Genomic DNA, 19,715 nt, shown 5'->3' on the forward strand with positions numbered 1-19,715 from the left:
AATTCGGAATGTCTGTTCAAGTAAAATTGCCGGATGGCGCGATCCGGTCTTATGATGCGGGCGTAACGGTTGAAGACGTAGCGTTCTCGATCAGTCCCGGACTTAAGAAAGTAGCGGTAGTAGGTAAAATCGACGGTAAGGTAGTGGATTTAAATACGCCGATCACGAATGACGTTTCGTTGGAAATCGTGACGCTCGAAAATGCAGACGGTTTGGAGGTCATGCGTCACAGTACGGCTCACTTGTTGGCTCAAGCGATCAAACGCGTTTATGGAGCGGACAAGGTGAAGCTGGGGATCGGACCGGTTATCGAGGACGGTTTCTATTACGATATCGATATGGAACAATCCGTCACGCCCGAGGATCTAGCGGTAATCGAGAAGGAAATGGACAAGATCGTCAAGGAAAACCTCCGATCGTCAGAAGGGAAGTTAGCCGGGAAGAAGCTCTGCGCATATTCGAAGAGATTGCCGATCCGCTTAAGCTTGAGCTGATTCGGGATTTGCCGGAAGGCGTCGCCATTACGATTTATGACCAGGGAGAGTTTTTCGATCTTTGCCGCGGGCCTCACTTGCCTTCGACCGGCCGGATCAAAGCGTTCAAGCTGCTTAGCGTTGCCGGCGCTTACTGGCGCGGAGATAGCAAGAACAAAATGCTGCAAAGGATTTACGGGACTGCTTTCGCGAAAAATCGGAGTTGGACGAACACCTTCATTTTCTGGAAGAAGCCAAGAAACGCGATCATCGTAAGCTTGGCCGCGAGTTGAAGATGTTTACGTTTTCTCGCGAGGTTGGCCAAGGGCTGCCGTTATGGCTTCCGTACGGTGCCAAATTACGGCAAACTTTGGAGCGGTATATCGTCGATCTGGAAGAAAGACTTGGATATACCCATGTTTATACGCCCGTTCTTGCTAACGTGGAGCTGTACAAAACTTCGGGGCACTGGGAGCACTATCAAGAGGACATGTTCCCTAAAATGACGTTGGATAACGAAGAGCTCGTTCTTCGTCCGATGAACTGCCCTCACCATATGATGGTATACAAAAGCGACATGCGCAGCTACCGCGATCTTCCGGTGCGCATCGCCGAGCTAGGCACGATGCACCGTTATGAAATGTCCGGAGCGCTTACCGGATTGCACCGCGTTCGAGCGATGACATTGAACGATGCCCATATTTTCTGCCGCCTAGATCAGATTAAGGAAGAGTTTACTCGCGTCGTTAACTTGATTCGCCAAGTATACGAGGATTTCGGCATTAAAGAATACCGTTTCCGCCTCTCCTACCGGGATCCTAAGGATACCGAAAAGTACTGGCCGGACGACGAAATGTGGGAAACTTCGCAAAGGATGCTGCGCGAGGTCGTGGAAGAGCTCGATTTGCCGTTCTTCGAAGCGGAAGGCGAAGCGGCGTTCTACGGTCCGAAGTTGGACGTGCAGATCAAGACTGCGCTTGGAAAAGAGGAAACGTTGTCGACCGCGCAGCTCGACGTATTGCTGCCGGAACGTTTCCAATTGGAGTATGTCGGCGACGACGGCAAGAAACATCGTCCGGTCGTAATCCACCGCGGCATTATCAGCACGATGGAACGCATGACCGCGTTCTTGTTGGAAAATTTCGCCGGCGCGTTGCCTCTCTGGCTGACTCCGGTTCAAGCCAAGCTAATCCCTGTTAATCCGATCTACGAGCCATACGTTAAAGAAGTGGCCGAGAAGCTCCAGCGCGCAGGCGTTCGAGTGGAATCGGATTTGCGCAACGAGAAGCTGGGATACAAGATTCGCGAAGCGCAATTGGAGAAAATTCCTTATATGCTCGTCATCGGCGAGAACGAGTCTTTGAACGGGACCGTATCCGTTCGTCGTCGCGGCGAAGGAGATCTAGGCGCTCAAGCGGTAGATGAGTTCATTGCGAGGATCACGGGCGAGATTGCATCTAAGCGCGTCGATTAAGGGAATAAAAGCTTGCAAATAGCAAGGAAGACGACCCGTAGGCAGATCTAACAAGATTAGTCTACGGGCTTTTCTTTGGATGGAGATAAAGCATTTGTCGCTTATTTCCTATTAAATGGTAATTATTCTCTTTTTATCGAGTTTATGATAGAATGATAATACTTCAAATATGCATCCTTTTAGGAGTGGCTGGATACATGAACTACCTCCGTGATTCTAATTTTCCGGATGCGTTCTGGTCAGAAGATGAAGTATTGTGCGAGCTTTATTCCCAGATGTTAAAGGTCGTTCGGCACAAGCTGTGGCACAAGAACGATGCCGGGGACGTGGTCCAAGAAGCTTGGGTACGTATTTTAGAGAAAAAATCGACGTTGCGGAACAAGGAGAAGCTTATCCCTTGGGCCAAAGCGATTGCCTCTAATCTAGCATCGAATGCGAACCGGGCAAGGCGGCACGAAAGGATTTACGATCATCAGGAGCACGAGTTCGCGGATACGAAGTCCGTCTTTGATCCGGAGTCGTTGATGGAACTGTCCGATCTATTAGGGCAGTTGGATCCCGTCACGAGAACGTTGCTTCTGTATAAGTTTTATTACGGGCTCAAGGACGCCGAGATCGCGACGGCATTGCACTTGCCGGTAGGTACGGTCAAGGCCCGCATTCATCGCGGAAAAGCAAGATTAAAAACGCAAGTGGAAGACGAGGAACGTCATACATAATCCATAACCTCGCAGTTCATGCTATACGGTGGAGGTGAGGAAGGCAATGGCTAAGAACAAGAAACAGAAACCCGGAAACTCGAATGCTTATCAAGCCGAGTTTGCCTCTGAATCGGATGTTAGCAGTACTCAGAATAAGGCTACGCAGAAAAACCCAAGTCAATCCAACCGCTAATGGATTGAGGAATGTGCCATGTCCACGTTATGTTTTAATGTAACGAAAGCAACAATATGATCAGTTTTTGTGAAAAGGGACCTTACGGGTCCCTTTCTTTTTGTCGATTTTCGGTATATAATGTTAGGAAACCTAACGTAAATAGACAAATGACGCGTGGAGTGATGAGAGATGGCTCAATGGCAACGGTGGTTAAAGAGCAACGGCAAGGGAGCGAACAAGCTGCATATTTCTCGGCCAGACCAGACAAGCGTTGCCTTGCGGGATTCGGATACGTCCGTTCATGCGAAGCCTGAAGCGCTCCGTAAAATGATAGAGGAAGCAGTCGTCATATCGGATCGTCTGCAAGCGGCCGTATCCGAAGTGGATTCGAGCATGAATCAATTGGATGCCATTGCCGATCGGGCAACGGAGCAAGAGGAGAAGCTTCGCGAGATCAGCAAAACCGCCATGGTTCGGCTGGAAGAGGCGTTCTCGTCTTTGCAGGAAGTGTCCGCGGCATCTCAAGAAATTCGCGGCGTTACGGAGGAATTGAGCGCGCAAAGCCAGAAGACGAAAGACGTTGTCGTAGAAGTGTGCCGTTCGCTTAACCATACGGATGAAGTCATGAACGATCTGTCTAAAAACCATGGCACGATGGAAGAACGAGTCAATGCCTTGATCGCCCAAGCTTCGAAAATCGGAGAGATTAACGAACTGATCCAAGAAATCGTTACGCAAACGTCGTTGCTGGCGCTGAACGCGGCGATTGAGGCTGCGCATGCCGGAGAGCATGGCAGAGGATTCTCCATCGTTGCTCAAGAGATCAGGAAGTTAGCGGAACAAAGCGGACAAGCGGTTAAACGGTCTACAAGCGTCGTTCAAAATATCGAATCGGGAATTCGTCAGGTCGTTAGCTCCGTGGAGCGCGAGAAACAATCCGTTACTCTGGGGTTGGCGGAAATGAACAAAACGCGCGAGAAAATGGACGTTATCTTCAATTCCTTCTTGAACGTGGACGAGCATGTCGGCAAAACGTTGCAGTTCGCCGTAGAGCAAGCGGACCGGACGTCCGCTACGAATGCTTTGCTGGAAGATGTCGTTGAGTCGGTAGGTTTGACCATGAACAGCGTAGACGATACGTTGGCGCAGAGCAAACGGCAAAGATCGGAAATTAATAATCTGGGCCGGGTGTCGGAGGATTTGAAGGAGTCGGCGGACGAGTTGATCGCTGCCGTCCAACATGCCGGGGGTCGCGTTTGGGAAGGGGCGGTAGCCGCGGACACCGCTCGTTGGACGGACGTACTGCGCACGCTTGCCTCCGATCCGGAGCTTGCCGATATGGCTGAGGATAGCCACCGCGAGGTGCTGGGCGGTTGGTTGAGGCGTACGACGGGCATGGAAGCGATCTGGTCTAACCGTAGCGACGGTTCCTTCGTATACTCGGAGCCGGAGGCGGGATTGTTGAACGCGAGAGGCCGGGATTGGTGGAAGCGGGCGATGAACGGGGAAATTTTCGTGTCCGAGGTCTATCTCTCCGCGATTACGAAGAAGCCTTGCTTGACGGTTTCGATGCCGCTTAAGAGAATCGACGGAACTCCGTATGGAGTAGTTGGCATAGACATTGTGGTTTCCTGACCAATAAATTGCCATATCCGGTTCTCAAATGACTAAAAATCCGTTATGATATAAACAATGTTATGAAAGTTAACGAGAACTAGGTAGGTGAGCTATCATGGTGAAGGCGTCCGTATCCATTCCTGCTTCTTCCGCGCCGCGCCGCAAAGCTGCGGAGGTTCATTCCTTGCTGGAAGCTTTGATCTCAAAGCGGGAACAAGAAATAACGGAAATCGAGCAAATGGTGGAGCGGTACGAGCGGAGAATCAGGCTGGAGGAACAGGCTTATCGATCGATGTCCACGCTTCGCCGTATGTTGTCGGGCAAGAAGCCCGACCATCATTTAGCGCTCGAATACATTCATTACGTCAAGAAACCGATGGAGAAAGTCCGGTCGCTCCGTTTGGAAATATCTAATTATCAAGAGATGCTCTCGGGTGCTGTTCCGGCCGATCTTCCGGACGTCTTGGACTAACGGCTGATATAGAAGTGGGTTAACGTCAAAAAAAAGATGGTTGGGCGGCAAGTCGCTCAACCATCTTTTTGATTCCTGTGAACGGATTACGGTTATTTGTTCGAGGATTGCCTTAGTTGATCCACATCCAGGAAGTCGTGGTCTTGGCTATAGGCGGGTACTCCGTGGATACCTACGTCGAGGCCGATTAGTTCCTCGTCGCGCGATACGCGCACGGGCTTAAAGAGTTGAATGAGCTTCAATACGATCCATGTTAAACCGAACCCCCAGATTGCGACCGTAAGCAATCCTAACGCTTGAACGCCGAGTAAATACCAACCGCCGCCATAGAACAGGCCTTCATGAGCGGCGGTGCCGGGCATGGCGAATAGTCCGACGGCAAGCGTCCCGATGCTCCCGCTTATGCCGTGCACGGCGAATGCGCCGACAGGGTCGTCTACTTTGCGCTTTTCAAGCCATTCGCTCGCCAATACCATGACGACACCGGATACCGCTCCGATAAGAATGGCTGCGGCATCGGATACGAAAGCGCAACCGGCCGTTATTCCGACTAGTCCGGCAAGCGCGCCGTTAATAACCATCGGGGGATCCGCTTTCCGGTATCTAAGCATCGTGAAGAGTATGCAAGCCGCGCAGCCGGCCGCGGAAGCGAGCATCGTCGTAACGGCGATATGTCCGATCCCTTCGTTCGTCGCGCTTAACGTGCTTCCGGAATTGAATCCGAACCAACCGAACCAGAGGATAAAAGCGCCGACGGATGCTAACGGCAGGTTGGAAGGAGGAACGACGTTGATTTTGCCGTCCGCGCCGAATCGGCCGATTCGCGGACCGATGAAGATCGCGGCAGCTAACGCGGCGAATCCCCCGAGCGCATGGATGGCCGCGGAGCCGGCAAAGTCGATCATTCCCATCCGGGCTAGCCATCCGTTGGCGGACCAGATCCAATGGCCGGAGATGGGGTAGATGAGGCCTGTCATGAAAATCGTATAAATAATGTAAGCGCGGAAGTGGATTCTTTCGGCGACCGCGCCGGATACGATGGAAATAACGGCGATGACGAACGCGCATTGGAACAGCCAGTACGTGTCGTAGGAAATGTTCAAGCTGAGGTGCGTCAGGTCGCCTCCCATGAAGAAGCCGGTTAGGCCGATCCACCCTCCCGCATCTTTCCCGTACATGAAAGCGAACCCGATCGCATAGAAAACGAGCGCTCCGAAGGAGATGTCCACGAATACTTTCATTATGATGCTTACCGCGTTTTTCTGTCGTACGAAGCCGGCTTCCAACAAGGCGAACCCGCCTTCCATCAACAAGATCATCGCGGCTGTTAAGACGACCCAGATCGTATCCAGACCGCTCGATAGTTGCTCAATATCCATTGCTTCAACTCCTAATAGCTTTATGAATATCTGACATGACATGAGGAAATCCGAACTCATTATATAGTGGGGAGTTACCTAAGTCAACGAATAATGTGATAATAAGTAACATAAATTCAATGAAAATGGAATTCTTTGATTGTTGATGGTAGCTAATCGTCGGAAAGGGTTTGTGCTCATCCTCTTGATCTCGGTCTGCAGACCGAGATCAACTTACAACCCGCGCCGCTGTTGTTCCTTGTGCTTGTTTCGCTATACTGATTACAGAAGAGTCGATCAGCAACTATTGGAGGACAGGGTTATGAAATCATCTACAGCTCACCGTTTATTATGGGGTCTCGTTATAGTGGCGATCGGAGTTGTATATTTGCTCAATCAAATCGGGTTTATCTCGATCGATATCGGAGAGATCGCATCGACGTATTGGCCGGTATTAATGATCTTGTTCGGTTTGCAAGCTTTATTGTTTCAGCAGGGCGGGGGATTCTGGTGGAATTCGATCATCATTCTGATCGGTTGCTATTTTCTCGGCCGGAACTTGGAATTGTTGGAATGGGATTTCTCGGATTTTATCCGTATCCTAGCGCCGGTCGCGATTATTTTATTCGGCATTAACTTGATTTTCAAAGGAGACCGTTCGGATAAATCCAAACATACGGACAAAGGAGAAGGATGGAATACGTTTGATCCGGCGGTTCCTCCGATGCCCCCCGTTCCTCCCGGACCTCCTCCCGCGCCATCGGAAGTAGACGAGTTCGAACGCAGAGGCAAAATCGACCTTGAGAAGAAGCCGTTTAACGCGGAGGATCCCTTCCGGAATTCGTACCAGGAAGCGAACCAACGGGAACCGTTCCATAACCAGCATTATGGAGGCAAGCATAAGGGCGAATTCAAAGATTGGTGGAAAAATAACGATTGGTCCCATTCATGTAAAAATAATCATAGCCGGTTCATCGGGGATGCGCATTTCGGCGCCGATTATTGGGAATTGAGTCCAATGAACATTTCTCATTTCATCGGGGATACGATGCTGGATTTGACGAAAGCGCAAATCTCGATGGGCGAAACCAGAGTATACGTTTCTTCCTTTATAGGGGATGTAAAGGTGTTCGTTCCTAACGATATCGCGGTGGGGATAAAAGTGGTCTCTAGCTGTTTGATCGGCGATGTTAAGGTGCTGGATCAGAAACGCGGAGGATTATTCAATCAAATGTCCGTGGAAACTCCGAATTTCGCCGACTCCGACAAGCGCGTCGTACTTGTCGTCAGCAGCTTCATCGGCGACGTTCGGATCACGAAGGTAGGCTAATGGAGATGGTGAAAAGGGTAAGAACAAGCAAGTGGGCGTCATCGCTTTACTCGGGCTTGTTAACGATGATTTTGATGGCTCTGGTCTATCTCGTGTTAGTAATGTCTATGGATGAGGCGCCGAATCTGGAAACTTGGCTTACGTGGGTCGGCGTCCTCGTCACCGTGCAGATCGTCGTCGCTTATCGTACCGGACAAAAAACGCAGCATAAGATCGATCAATTGCAGCTTGCGATGAAACAAGTGTCCGCAGGCGGCTGGAATACTCGGCTTCCCGTTGTCGAAGGGGATGCGTTTTCGGGCGTATTTCGCGAGATGAACGCCATGATGCAACATTTGGAAGGACGTCTCAAGCTTCTTCAGCAGCTAGGGGAAAGAGAAGTAATGGAAGGGATTCCCGCGCAGGAAGAAGCCGTGTTGGAAGAACGGAAGCGGCTCGCGCGCGACTTGCACGATACCGTCAGCCAGCAATTGTTCGCGCTGCACATGTCGGCTTCCTCTCTGCCTAAGCTGTTGGAGAAAGATATGGAGCACGCGCAGAAAGTCATGGAGCAATTGATTGCGATGTCGTCTTCGGCGCAGCGCCAAATGCGAGGGCTTATCGCGCAATTAAGGCCGATGGAGTTGCAAGGAAGAACGTTAGAAGAAGCGGTTGGGCGTTGGTTCCCGGACTACTGCAGGCAGAACGGCGTCCAAGGAACGCTGGAGATCCAAGTGCATACCCGGATCTCCGACGCGAAGGAACACCAGTTGTTCCTGATCATTCAAGAGGCGATGGCCAATGTGGTCAAACATGCGGAAGCGCAAAGCGTGAGACTGTTTCTAGGGGAAACGGACCATCAGATTTCTTTATCTATAGAAGATGACGGTTCGGGTTTTAGGAACGACCAAGTAAGAACCGGTGCATATGGCTTGTCTACTATGCGCGAACGCGCCCAGAAGCTGGGCGGGGAAGCGGAAATCGTGACAAAGCCGGGATCGGGTACGCGGGTGAAAGTTTGGTTCCCGAAATTTGAATAGGAGCGATGAGGATGACGGAGCCGGCAGGTTCTCCATGGAAAGTACTTATTGTCGACGACCACGAAATGGTTCGAATGGGTTTGCGTACTTATTTGATGCTTGATTCCAGGTTTGAAGTTATCGGGGAAGCTAGCGGAGGGAAAGACGCGTTAGAGAAGCTCGGCCGCGGAGGATACGACGGGCAATTGCCGCAAATCGTGCTGATGGATTTAATGATGCCCGATATGGACGGAGTCCAAACGACGCGCGAATTGCTTAGCCGATATCCGGAGTTAAGGATCATTATTCTTACAAGTTTCTTGGAAGACGAGAAAGTCGTTGAGGCTATCGAAGCGGGAGCGGTCAGCTATGTGTTGAAAACCGTATCGGCGGATGAATTGATCTACGCGATGCAAGGAGCCATCAAAAACATGCCCGTCATGAGTTCCGACGTATCCCAAGCTTTGACCCGCGGACTTCGCAAACGCTCGGCGAGCCACGAGGTTGAGGGATTGACGGAGAGGGAGCGCGAAGTTCTGCTCTTGATTGCCGAGGGCCTTAATAATAAGGACATTAGCGACGAGCTGCATATCAGCATCAAAACCGTGAAGACGCATGTCAGCAACCTTCTGATGAAATGCGAATTGGAAGATCGGACGCAGCTTGCTATATACGCGCACCGCAAAGGATGGGTTAAAGAAGGATAAAGGGCAACGAATGGGATACCCTATAGAAGGTTGTTCGAAAAGTCCATCTTATCGGACGCTTACTATATAAAAAAAGGGGATCCCCCAAGTGCATACCCTTTCTTCTTCCTTAACGTCGCAGGTTCAGGACTACGAAGTCTCGAGAAACGCGCTGCTGGATCATGGATTCACCCTCGGCGGCAATTGGGATTACGACCACGGCTCCTTTGACTGCGCTTTGGATGAAGCGAACAAAGTCTGGCTAAGGCTCCCCTTCGAGGTGACGGCCGGCAATTTGGACAGCGAAGCCGGAGAGGTGAGTACGGAAATTCAGTTCGGACAACCGTACGTCCTTAAACACGTTTATAATGAAGGGTCAGACCGGGAAGCCCAGCCAAGGGCGCTCGGAGCGCTAATCGATCAATTCTCCGATCCGCTGGATGCCGATGCCGAAGTCGATTCCAAATGGATCGAGCAAGCCAAACGGAAACTGCAAGAAGTAGAGGCCATATACCCGGCATGAGGACATTCGAACGGCACGCCAAGTGCCGTTTCTTTATTTTTATCAAGGCGCGATTTTTTTTGCGGGCTTTTACTTCGTCTTCATTAACGTTTAAGATAGTTTTAAGGAAACTCGTTTAATATACGGATATGAAGTTCAGAACGGCGCCGAAGAACGCGGTGCGAGGAGGCATATCAAAATGGATGATCAATACAAAAAACCGGAAGAGCAAGGCCTAACATATGATCCGGAGAAACGGGACGACCCTTATGCGGATGTACGCAGGGAGTCCGAGCCGTATACATTCGGCCCTTTCGGCCAGAGCCAAGCTCATAGCGATAACGAGCTGCAACAGCATTCCGAGCAATCGAAGACGCTGGACGTCACTCCGACAACGACGAAGGAGTATCGCCCATTCACCGTATCCGGCGGTCCGGCTCGCAATGACTGGGGGGCTAAACCTCCGAAACGAACGTCGTTTCGCGCGATATTCGCTTCGTTCTTGGTCGGGGTTGTCGCTGTCGGGGCTTTAATGTTCACGGCTGACCGGCAGAATTGGTTCTCGTCAGAATTGCTCGGCGGATCCTCGCAGTCCCAGAATGCCGCGGTCGATGCCAAACCCGTGAGCAACTCGGTAGGCAACTCCGAGGATGTCGTTCGCCCGAACAACATCGCCAAAATTTTCGAACAATCCTCTCCGGCCGTCGTGAAGATCGAGACGTACGCGGCCGCGCAACAAAACAACGGAGGCAGCATGTTCGACGACGATTTTTTCCGCCAATTTTTCGGGGATGATTTCGGAGGCGGCAACAACGGCGGGGAAAGCGGCAACCAAGGCGAGCTGCAACCGAGCGGGATGGGATCGGGATTCATTTTCGACTCGACGGGATATATCTTGACCAATCAACACGTTATCGCCGGAGCGAGCGAGATTAAGGTGACCATCGAAGGCCATGAGAAAGCCTACACGGCTAAACTTCTCGGATCCAGCTACGAGTTGGATCTGGCGGTATTGAAAATCGAAGGCAATAATTTCCCTACTCTGAAGCTAGGCGATTCCAGCAGCTTGAACATGGGAGATTGGGTTGTGGCGATCGGAAATCCTTACGGTTTCGAGCATACGATCACGGTAGGCGTGCTTAGCTCCAACGAGCGCGAGATCAGTATTCCGGACGCGAACGGCACGCGGAACTACGAACATCTCTTGCAAACGGACGCTTCGATTAATCCGGGCAACTCCGGCGGTCCGCTCCTTAATCTGAAGGGAGAGGTCATCGGGATCAATACGGCGGTCAGCTCCCAAGCTCAAGGTATCGGATTTGCGATTCCGACCAGCACGATTACGGAAGTGCTGGATAACCTGAAGAACAATACGAAAATTCCGCAAAAGCCGGCACCGTTCATCGGGGCGACGCTCATGGACGTGAACGAGGACATCGCTCAGCGTTTGGGGCTCGATAAGAGCGTAACGGGCGCGTTCGTACGGGAAGTGCTGTTCAATAGCCCTGCTTACAAAGCGGACTTGCGGCAATATGACGTCATTACGGGCATGGACGGCAAGTCGTATAAAAACAAAGAAGAACTGATCGCGGCCATCCAAAAGAAAGCGGTCGGCGATAAAGTGAAGCTCGACGTATTGCGCGGAGATAAGAAAATCGAGATCAACGTCGAGATCGGCAATAAGAACGAATATAACACTCAAGAATAAACGAATACGGTTTGAGGATAAGACCATGAGGAGCGGGAAACCGGAAAGAGGTTGTCCCGCTTTTTTGGGCTAGAGGAGGCCATGTCGGATGAGACCCCATATTGCTGTGATCGACGATGATGAGAAAATTACCGCTCTGTTGCGCCGCAGCTTAGCTTTCGAAGGATATGAAATTACGACCGCGCCCGACGGCGCGGAAGGATTGAAGCTGCTTAACCAACGGCAAGTCGACCTTGTTATTCTCGATGTCATGATGCCGAAGATGGACGGTTGGGAAGTGTGCAGAAGAGTGCGGGAAGCGGGAATCGAATCCCCGATACTTCTGCTCACGGCCAAGGACGAGGTGACGGATCGCGTGAAAGGGCTCGACTTGGGAGCGGACGACTATTTGGTGAAACCGTTCGCCCTGGAAGAGTTGATGGCCCGCGTTCGCGCGCTGTTGAGAAGGCGTCCGGAGAAGTCGGAGGAAAGCGGGCATTTTCGTTACGAGGATCTGCTGCTCGACGTCGATGGCAGGGAGACGCTTAGAGGAGACCGGAGAATCGATCTGACCGCGAAGGAGTTCGATTTGCTGCATCTATTCATGCAGAATCCGAAAAGAGTGTTATCGAGAGATCTCATTATGGAACGCATCTGGGGATACGATTACAGCGGGGAATCCAACGTGCTAGAGGTATATGTGGCCATGCTGAGGCAGAAGTTGGAGGAGAACGGGGAGAAAAGACTGATCCAGACCGTTAGAGGCGCCGGATACGTTCTGAAGGGAGAAGGCTAGCATGTCCATCCGGCTGCGGCTAACATTATGGTATTCCGGTTTGCTTGCGGTAGCTTTGGTTGCTTTCGGGGTTATTATCTATGGCGTGGTTCAGAATAACACGATGTCCGAGCTCAAGGACAATATGAAGAGGATCGCCGCGAATACGGATGTATCTCTAACGGCTAATATCAATCTTCGAGGAATTGTTCCGCGGGGGATTGATTACAACAGCATCTATATTCAATTGGTCAACTATACTCAAACCGTTACGGGAACGGTCGATCAGAAGACGGATAATATGTTTCCGAGCCAGAGGAGAGACGAGCTGACTTTCCCTTTTCCAAGGCAAGACGAGGCTGATCCGAACTACCGGTTCGTGTCCAAGGAAGTGAACGGAGCTCCGTTCCTTATTCTGGAGAAATCGTTGCTGTACGATAAAAACGTTGTCGGACTGCTTCAAGTCGGGGCATTTACGGGGCGTGAAGAACAGTTTCTAACCCAACTAAGAAACATTTTGTGGTTTTCCGGCGTTGCCGGAGTAATAGCCGCGTTTTTCCTTGGCATGTTCTTGTCCCGCAAAGCGTTAATGCCGATCAATCGGGTAACGGAGGCGGCGGAACGAATCCAGAGCGGGTCTCAGCTTAGCTTGAGAATTCCGCGGGAGACGCCGAATGACGAGATCGGGCGTCTGACGGATACGCTTAACGGGATGTTATCCGGCCTTGAGCGGGCGTACAAAAATTTGGAGGACTCCAACGCCGCGCAAAGAAGGTTCGTATCCGATGCATCGCATGAGCTGCGAACCCCGCTGACGACTATACGCGGGAACGTGGATCTGTTGGAGAAAATATGGGAGAACGACTTGCGCGGACCGACGGGTCAAGTCGAGCATTCCGCGTTGTCCGCGATGGATAAGCAGACGATGTCTCTGGAGTCCATTCGGGATATAGCCGACGAAGCCCGGCGGATGAGCGGCTTGGTTAACGATCTTTTGTCCTTGGCTAGAGCCGATGCGGGGTACGTGATGGAGATGGAGAACGTGCCTTTGCAACCGTTGGCGGAGGAAGCTTCTCGCCGAGCCGGATTCCTTCCGCGCAAAGCGGAGTGGGTGGCAGGACCGTTTGAGGCGCTGAACGGAGTGGAAGTACGGGGGAATCGCGATTACTTGCTTCAATTATTGTTCATCCTAATCGAGAATGGATTCAAGTACACGCCTCATGGAACCGTTCGATTGTACGCGTCCCAAGCTGACGGATTCGTAGGCTTATCGGTAGCGGACACCGGGATCGGCATCCATGCCGAGGAAGTGCCTCACATTTTCGAACGGTTCTACCGCGTAGACGTGTCTCGAGGCGAAACATCGGGAACCGGTCTGGGATTATCTATCGCAAAATGGATAGCGGATATGCATCACGCCAGGTTCGAAGTCAGAACGCAGCTTGGAGAAGGCACGGTATTTACGATATGGCTGCCGATTTTGGCAATCAAAGATAAACGATTATCGGATTAATTCAGTAGAAGGCGTCAACACCGGTGCTAGAATCCGTGTTGCCGCCTTCCGCTATTCGCGTCGCCTTTTCCCGGTAACGTTAATAAGTTATAATAGGAAGAGAGTCGTTACGTCCATCGAACTCGGAGAAGGAAAACGCATCATGGGCGAGAAAGCGGGCGTTGATTATGGAAGTCGTGAAAATTTCCCCGAGAGGCTATTGTTACGGCGTTGTGGATGCAATGGTGCTTGCCCTGCAGACCGCGCGTAACTTAGACCTTCCAAGGCCTATTTATATATTGGGAATGATTGTTCATAATAGTCATGTAACGGAAGCTTTCAAAGACGAAGGGATCATTACGCTTGACGGGAATGATCGGCTGGAAATATTGGAGCAGATCGAGCAGGGTACCGTTATCTTCACCGCGCACGGCGTATCGCCCGAAGTTCGCAGGAGAGCGAAGGAAAAGGGATTAACGTTAGTGGACGCCACGTGCCCGGACGTAACCAAGACCCATGACTTGATCAGGGAGAAGGTTGGCGAAGGCTACGAGGTTATCTATATCGGCAAGAAAAATCACCCGGAACCCGAGGGCGCGATCGGAATCGCTCCCGGCAACGTACATCTTATCGAGCGAGAAGAAGATATCGAGAAATTGAACCTCGCCACGGAACGGATCATTATCACGAACCAAACTACGATGTCCCAATGGGACATTAAGCATCTCATGGCCTTATTGCTTGCCGCCTTCCCGACTGCCGAGATTCATAACGAAATTTGCCTAGCGACACAGGTTCGTCAAGAAGCGGTAGCGGATCAAGCGGGAGAAGCCCAGTTATGCATCGTCGTAGGCGATCCTCGAAGCAATAACTCCAACCGTCTAGCCCAAGTTTCGCAAGAGATCGCCGGGGTCCCCGCTTACCGCGTAGCGGACGTATCCGAGATTAAGCAAGAATGGCTGCAAGGGCTTGAACGGGTTGCCGTGACATCGGGAGCGTCGACTCCGACCGCACTGACCAAGGAAGTGATCGCTTATTTGGAGCAATTCGATTCCGACAACCCGGATACTTGGCCGATTAAACGTACCGTTAATCCGAATAAATTGTTGCCTAACGTAAAAATGAAGGCAGCGGAAGTCCAAGCCTAGAGTTCTTCTTGATCGCAAGATGATTTTTTTGAACGGCTTCTAAGCGGACTTGCTTCCGTCATCCTTGGAAGGAGCTTCCCATGCATCGACTTCAACAAATACCGCGTTGGCTGAAATTCAAATATATGATGTTGATCCGGGCAAAGGGCGGTGCCTCCATTGTCGCGATGGGCTTCGCAATCGGGCTTGCAATCGAAATGTTTACTCTGCCTACGTTGGGGTTCGCATTCGTGCTTATTTTTCCGCTGTGCTATTTACTCAAGGGAAACTTGCCTGCAGCTTTGATCGGATTCGTCGTGGGTAAAATCATCTACATTCCGATGATGTACCCGAATTCCAAAGTAGGCGGTTGGATTCTTCCGAAGCATCTCAGCTTCCATATTCCGGTCGTTCCCGAATGGTTCAATCATTTGTTGTTGACGAACCTAAAGCTGATCGTCGGCGGAATGGTGGATGGGGCGATTCTGGGAATGCTTTGTTATTTCCCGATCAAATACAGTTTGGATACGTACAAGGCGAAGCGTAAAGACAAGAAGAAACTAAACAGAGCGAAGCTTGAAGCTAGAATTTAGTCGTTTGTAGGTAAAAATGTCCAAGGCCAACCGATTCGCAAAACGATTTTGCGGGGTTGACAGTGGACTTTTTTTCATCTATATTTACTTTAGTGCTTAAAAGCGTATAAGCGTCACAGCGTATACGCGTTAAATCATTCAGGAGAGTGAATGTCATGATCGTTATTACTTCCCCTCAAATTACAGACGACCGCATCGCGGAAATCGTCCGTTATATCGAACAATCCGGCGTCCAAGCGCACGTGTCGCGCGGAACGGATCGTACCGTCATCGGAATCATCGGCAAAGCGGAGCCAACGCTCGCCGAACATGTCCGTTCGATGAAAGGCGTAGAGAACGTAATCAAGATTTCCAAATCGTATAAACTCGCTAGCCGGGATTTCCACCCGGACGACACGATCATCGAAGTGAAGGGCGTAAAGATCGGCGGAGATAACCTGGTCGTAATGGGCGGACCTTGCGCGGTGGAAACGCCCGAGCAGATCGACGAGATCGCAAGGTTGGTGAAATCGGCGGGCGGACAGGTGCTTCGAGGAGGCGCGTTCAAGCCCCGCACGGGTCCGTACAGCTTCCAAGGGATCGGAGTGGAAGGCCTGAAATGGATGAAGGAAGCGGGCGAGAAATACGGCTTGCTTACGATTACCGAAGTCATGGCTCCGGAGTTCGTCGACGTATGCGCCGAGTACGCGGATATCATGCAAGTCGGCACGCGTAACATGCAGAACTTCGACCTGCTTCGCAAGCTAGGCACGATCAAGAATCCGGTATTGCTCAAACGCGGTTTCAGCGCGACGTACGATGAGTGGTTGAATGCGGCGGAATACATTCTGGCGGGCGGCAATCCTAATGTTATGCTATGCGAGCGGGGAATTCGCACGTTCGAAACGTATACCCGAAACACGTTCGACTTAACCGCCATTCCGGTTATCCAGCAATTGTCGCATCTTCCGGTCATCGCGGATCCTAGCCATGCGACGGGTCGCAGGGAATTGGTCGAGACGATGACGAAAGCATCGCTAGCCGCGGGGGCGAACGGCTTGATCATCGAGATGCATACCGATCCGGACAATTCGGCTACCGGCGACGGCGTGCAATCCCTGTTCCCGGATCAGTTCGCGAACTTGCTCAAGGAACTGGAGCAGCTTGCGCCGCTTCTCGGCAAGAAGTTCGATACGGAGAAAGCGCCGGCAGAAGCGTTTGCCACATGGATTAAATAGACGAAATAAATCACATCGCATGCTTGGACGGAAAACCGTCGGCGGCGATGTGATTTTTTTTGATTTGTTCGGATTCTGGGCGAATTTCCTTAACTAACTAAGATCTGAAGAACAAATGTAAGCCTAGGACATTTATGAATAGCTAATGGATTAGCAAGGACAGCCATGTCAGGTTTTAAGGGTGGATTGGACGTAAGCGCATTCAATGCTAGAGGGACACGGTGTGTACAAGAGGAACGCATGGAAGATATTGCGAGTGAAATGGAGGAATGTAATTATGTACATTTGTTGAAGTTGTGAGCAATGCTCACACAACCGCAAAAAATACCTTACATAAGTATTGACGCTCATATAGGAGAGTTTTATAATAACTTCATAAGTTCGGTGAAAACTTGAACAATAGATCGGTTTCACACACTTAATGTTCGGAAATGGGGAGGAAATTCAAAATGTCAGTACAACAAGTTTTGGATTTGATCAAGGAAAAAAACATCGAGTTCGTTGATTTCCGTTTTATCGACCTTGCTGGTCGCGCTCATCACATTACTTTGCCGGCTACCGAAGTCGATGCGGAAACGTTCGTTAACGGGGTAGCATTCGACGGTTCCTCCATCACGGGTTTCCGTGGTATCGAAGAATCCGATATGGTTATGATGCCGGATACGAATACGGCATATGTAGATCCTTTCACGGCTCATTCGACATTAATCATTGTTTCTAACATCCATACGCCTGATGGCGCGCGTTACGAGCGTGATCCTCGCTCGATCGCGCATAAGGCTGAAGAATATTTGCAAACTACCGGAGTAGGCACGACTGCGTTCTTCGCTCCTGAATCCGAATTTTTCATCTTTGACGACGTTCGTTACGAATCCACGATGAATTCTTCTTCCTTCTATGTAGATTCCGAAGAAGCGGCTTGGAACACGAACCGTAAAGAAGAAGGCGGAAACCTTGGTTTCAAAGTAGGCGTAAAAGGCGGATACGTTCCGGTTGCTCCCGTCGATTCCCAACAAGATATCCGTAGCGAAATGGTTCGCCTGATGCAAGAAGCCGGTCTTCGCATTGAGCGTCATCACCACGAGGTAGCTACTGCGGGCCAAGCGGAAATCAACTTCCGGTTTGATACGTTGACGACTACGGCTGATAACTTGATGAAATACAAATATATCGTGCATAACGTTGCTCGCCAATACGGCAAAGTCGCAACATTCATGCCAAAACCTTTGTTCGGCGATAATGGCAGCGGGATGCACGTTCACTCGTCCATTTTCAACGGCAGCGAGCCTTTGTTCTACGAAAAAGGCGCATACGCTAACTTGAGCCAAATGGCGTTGCACTACATCGGCGGTATTCTTCACCATGCTCCCGCTTTGATCGCGATCACGAACCCGTCCACGAACTCGTTCAAACGTCTGGTTCCTGGTTACGAAGCGCCGGTTAACTTGGTTTATTCCAAAGGCAACCGTTCCGCAGCGGTTCGTATCCCTGTTGCGGCGGTTACTCCTAAAGGCTGCCGTATCGAGTTCCGTACGCCGGATTCCACGGCTAACCCTTACCTTGCTTTCGCAGCGATGCTGATGGCCGGTTTGGACGGAATCAAACGCAAAATCGATCCATCCGCGCTTGGCTATGGACCTTTCGACACGAACATCTACGAGCTTTCCGATGAGCAGAAGAAAGAAATCCGCAGCGTTCCAGGTACATTGGACGAAGCGCTTGACGCTCTGGAAGCCGACAACGAGTTCTTGACTGAAGGCGGCGTATTCACGAAAGAATTTATCGAGAACTACGTGAGCGTGAAACGCGCTGAAGCGAAATCGGTAGCTATCCGCATTCATCCGCACGAGTATGGCCTCTACTTCGATTGCTAATTGATCGACATACTATCGAATATCAAAAAGCCTTTCATCCATCCCGGGTGAAAGGCTTTTTTTCGCGTCTTTTTATAAAAGACATTTGAAAAGTATCATTTTTAGTTGATGATGCAAATTTTAATAGCGCTTACATCCTCTTAGAATATAGACATGAAGCTTTGGCAGCAGGAGGGGTGGGAATGGCGCAGCTTACGCTTAACAAAGATGTCGCACCGAAGAAGAAGTCGAGTCGAACATTCGTGCGGTTCCTGAGGCAATGGGATATCCAACTAATGGTCATTCCGGCGCTGATGGTTATTTTCGTCTTCAGCTACATTCCGATGTACGGGGTTTTGACGGCATTCAAGGACTACAACATCATCAAGGGGTTCTCGGCTAGCCCGTGGGTCGGATTCAAGTATTTCGAGCAGTTCTTCAATAGTCCCGATTTCGCCAGAGTTATGCGCAATACGGTGATCGTGAGTCTCTTGAAATTTCTGATCGGATTTCCGGCACCTATCTTATTGGCGCTGATGTTAAACGAAGTAAAAAATATGTTCTTCAAAAGATTAGTGCAAACGGTCAGTTACTTGCCTTATTTCTTGTCTTGGGTCATCGTGGCGGGTTTCTTCACTTCGATGCTGGCTACGGACAACGGCAGCGTCAATATCGCTCTGGAGAAGGCAAACCTGATCGATGAACCGATTAACTTCCTGTCCATTCCGGAGTATTTCTGGACAATCCTCATTACGGCGAACGTATGGAAAGACATCGGATTTGCCTCCATCGTTTATCTGGCGGCGATTGCGGGAGTCGATCCGCACATGTACGAAGCGGCCGAGATGGATGGGGCAAGCAAGCTCAAGCAAATGTTTCTGATTACTTTGCCGTCGATTATGCCTGTCGTTATTATTTTCATGATCTTGGCAATGGGGAACCTGTTAAACGCCGGCTTCGAAGATATCTTGCTGCTCGGGGTCAATCCGTTGCTAAGAGAAGTGACGGACGTGTTGGATACGTACGTATACCGCACCGGGATCCAGAACGGAAGATACGCATACGCGACCGCAATCGGATTATTCAAAGCGCTTATAAGCGTAGGGATGTTGATTATGGCGAACTATTTGGCCCGTCGATCCGGCAACAGCTTATGGTAATGCGCCAATTTTACGGAAGGATGCG

16 protein-coding genes and 1 pseudogene are annotated in these 19,715 nt (G+C 50.7%); 16 read left to right on the top strand and 1 reads right to left on the bottom strand.

What is annotated here, in order from left to right:
- Positions 1-8: 8 nt before the first annotated feature.
- From thrS to FPL14_RS21815, 4 genes and pseudogenes are all read left to right on the top strand, one after another.
- A pseudogene (gene thrS / locus FPL14_RS21800) lies at positions 9-1,947 on the top strand (threonine--tRNA ligase).
- 197 nt (positions 1,948-2,144) lie between these two features.
- A complete protein-coding gene (locus FPL14_RS21805) occupies positions 2,145-2,666 on the top strand; it encodes an RNA polymerase sigma factor (protein ID WP_182299733.1) in 522 nt (173 codons plus the stop codon).
- A gap of 346 nt (positions 2,667-3,012) precedes the next feature.
- Complete coding sequence (locus tag FPL14_RS21810) at positions 3,013-4,458, top strand: methyl-accepting chemotaxis protein (protein WP_182299734.1); 1,446 nt, start codon at positions 3,013-3,015, stop codon at positions 4,456-4,458.
- Positions 4,459-4,555: 97 nt separating this feature from the next.
- Positions 4,556-4,912, top strand: coding sequence for a hypothetical protein (locus tag FPL14_RS21815; protein WP_182299735.1), 357 nt, complete (start codon positions 4,556-4,558; stop codon positions 4,910-4,912).
- A gap of 92 nt (positions 4,913-5,004) precedes the next feature.
- Here FPL14_RS21815 and FPL14_RS21820 read toward each other — a convergent pair whose 3' ends face one another.
- Positions 5,005-6,291: an ammonium transporter gene (locus tag FPL14_RS21820; protein ID WP_182299736.1), complete on the bottom strand. Its 1,287-nt coding sequence runs from the start codon at positions 6,289-6,291 to the stop codon at positions 5,005-5,007.
- Positions 6,292-6,592: 301 nt separating this feature from the next.
- Between FPL14_RS21820 and liaF the strand changes: the two genes are divergently transcribed.
- From liaF to FPL14_RS21880, 12 genes are all read left to right on the top strand, one after another.
- Positions 6,593-7,600 (top strand): cell wall-active antibiotics response protein LiaF, encoded by a 1,008-nt coding sequence (liaF, locus tag FPL14_RS21825; RefSeq protein ID WP_182299737.1) that lies wholly within the window; start codon positions 6,593-6,595, stop codon positions 7,598-7,600.
- Positions 7,600-8,619 (top strand): HAMP domain-containing sensor histidine kinase, encoded by a 1,020-nt coding sequence (locus tag FPL14_RS21830; protein ID WP_324617833.1) that lies wholly within the window; start codon positions 7,600-7,602, stop codon positions 8,617-8,619. The genes liaF and FPL14_RS21830 overlap by 1 nt, the downstream gene beginning before the upstream one ends.
- A gap of 11 nt (positions 8,620-8,630) precedes the next feature.
- The gene (locus tag FPL14_RS21835; protein ID WP_182299738.1) at positions 8,631-9,305 is read left to right on the top strand and encodes a response regulator; all 675 of its coding nucleotides are present in this window, start codon (positions 8,631-8,633) and stop codon (positions 9,303-9,305) included.
- An 88-nt stretch (positions 9,306-9,393) separates the two neighbouring features.
- The gene (locus FPL14_RS21840) at positions 9,394-9,807 is read left to right on the top strand and encodes a YugN family protein (RefSeq protein WP_182299739.1); all 414 of its coding nucleotides are present in this window, start codon (positions 9,394-9,396) and stop codon (positions 9,805-9,807) included.
- 178 nt (positions 9,808-9,985) lie between these two features.
- Entirely contained in the window at positions 9,986-11,494 is a 1,509-nt protein-coding gene (locus tag FPL14_RS21845) for a S1C family serine protease (RefSeq protein WP_182299740.1), read from the top strand.
- An 88-nt stretch (positions 11,495-11,582) separates the two neighbouring features.
- Entirely contained in the window at positions 11,583-12,269 is a 687-nt protein-coding gene (locus FPL14_RS21850; protein WP_182299741.1) for a response regulator transcription factor, read from the top strand.
- Between the two features lies 1 nt (position 12,270).
- The gene (locus FPL14_RS21855) at positions 12,271-13,761 is read left to right on the top strand and encodes a sensor histidine kinase (RefSeq protein WP_182299742.1); all 1,491 of its coding nucleotides are present in this window, start codon (positions 12,271-12,273) and stop codon (positions 13,759-13,761) included.
- A 167-nt stretch (positions 13,762-13,928) separates the two neighbouring features.
- Complete coding sequence (locus FPL14_RS21860; RefSeq protein WP_182299743.1) at positions 13,929-14,888, top strand: 4-hydroxy-3-methylbut-2-enyl diphosphate reductase; 960 nt, start codon at positions 13,929-13,931, stop codon at positions 14,886-14,888.
- A gap of 80 nt (positions 14,889-14,968) precedes the next feature.
- Positions 14,969-15,460, top strand: coding sequence for a DUF2062 domain-containing protein (locus FPL14_RS21865; RefSeq protein ID WP_182299744.1), 492 nt, complete (start codon positions 14,969-14,971; stop codon positions 15,458-15,460).
- A gap of 155 nt (positions 15,461-15,615) precedes the next feature.
- Positions 15,616-16,677 carry a 3-deoxy-7-phosphoheptulonate synthase gene (gene aroF, locus FPL14_RS21870; RefSeq protein ID WP_182299745.1) on the top strand — a complete coding sequence of 354 codons (1,062 nt, stop codon included), beginning with the start codon at positions 15,616-15,618 and terminating at the stop codon, positions 16,675-16,677.
- Positions 16,678-17,126: 449 nt separating this feature from the next.
- Positions 17,127-18,551: a type I glutamate--ammonia ligase gene (glnA, locus tag FPL14_RS21875; protein ID WP_182299746.1), complete on the top strand. Its 1,425-nt coding sequence runs from the start codon at positions 17,127-17,129 to the stop codon at positions 18,549-18,551.
- A gap of 182 nt (positions 18,552-18,733) precedes the next feature.
- Positions 18,734-19,690: an ABC transporter permease gene (locus FPL14_RS21880; RefSeq protein ID WP_182299747.1), complete on the top strand. Its 957-nt coding sequence runs from the start codon at positions 18,734-18,736 to the stop codon at positions 19,688-19,690.
- Positions 19,691-19,715 lie beyond the last annotated feature (25 nt).

Source organism: Cohnella cholangitidis (assembly GCF_014107495.1).
Lineage (GTDB): Bacteria > Bacillota > Bacilli > Paenibacillales > Paenibacillaceae > Cohnella > Cohnella cholangitidis.

What these genes read in the sequence shown, in the direction of transcription:
- FPL14_RS21805 (WP_182299733.1), top strand. Translation starts at nt 2,145, where the DNA reads ATGAACTACCTCCGTGATTCTAATTTTCCGGATGCGTTCTGGTCAGAA.
- FPL14_RS21810 (WP_182299734.1), top strand. Translation starts at nt 3,013, where the DNA reads ATGGCTCAATGGCAACGGTGGTTAAAGAGCAACGGCAAGGGAGCGAAC.
- FPL14_RS21815 (WP_182299735.1), top strand. Translation starts at nt 4,556, where the DNA reads ATGGTGAAGGCGTCCGTATCCATTCCTGCTTCTTCCGCGCCGCGCCGC.
- FPL14_RS21820 (WP_182299736.1), bottom strand. Translation starts at nt 6,291, where the DNA reads ATGGATATTGAGCAACTATCGAGCGGTCTGGATACGATCTGGGTCGTC.
- liaF (WP_182299737.1), top strand. Translation starts at nt 6,593, where the DNA reads ATGAAATCATCTACAGCTCACCGTTTATTATGGGGTCTCGTTATAGTG.
- FPL14_RS21830 (WP_324617833.1), top strand. Translation starts at nt 7,600, where the DNA reads ATGGAGATGGTGAAAAGGGTAAGAACAAGCAAGTGGGCGTCATCGCTT.
- FPL14_RS21835 (WP_182299738.1), top strand. Translation starts at nt 8,631, where the DNA reads ATGACGGAGCCGGCAGGTTCTCCATGGAAAGTACTTATTGTCGACGAC.
- FPL14_RS21845 (WP_182299740.1), top strand. Translation starts at nt 9,986, where the DNA reads ATGGATGATCAATACAAAAAACCGGAAGAGCAAGGCCTAACATATGAT.
- FPL14_RS21850 (WP_182299741.1), top strand. Translation starts at nt 11,583, where the DNA reads ATGAGACCCCATATTGCTGTGATCGACGATGATGAGAAAATTACCGCT.
- FPL14_RS21855 (WP_182299742.1), top strand. Translation starts at nt 12,271, where the DNA reads ATGTCCATCCGGCTGCGGCTAACATTATGGTATTCCGGTTTGCTTGCG.
- FPL14_RS21860 (WP_182299743.1), top strand. Translation starts at nt 13,929, where the DNA reads ATGGAAGTCGTGAAAATTTCCCCGAGAGGCTATTGTTACGGCGTTGTG.
- FPL14_RS21865 (WP_182299744.1), top strand. Translation starts at nt 14,969, where the DNA reads ATGCATCGACTTCAACAAATACCGCGTTGGCTGAAATTCAAATATATG.
- aroF (WP_182299745.1), top strand. Translation starts at nt 15,616, where the DNA reads ATGATCGTTATTACTTCCCCTCAAATTACAGACGACCGCATCGCGGAA.
- glnA (WP_182299746.1), top strand. Translation starts at nt 17,127, where the DNA reads ATGTCAGTACAACAAGTTTTGGATTTGATCAAGGAAAAAAACATCGAG.
- FPL14_RS21880 (WP_182299747.1), top strand. Translation starts at nt 18,734, where the DNA reads ATGGCGCAGCTTACGCTTAACAAAGATGTCGCACCGAAGAAGAAGTCG.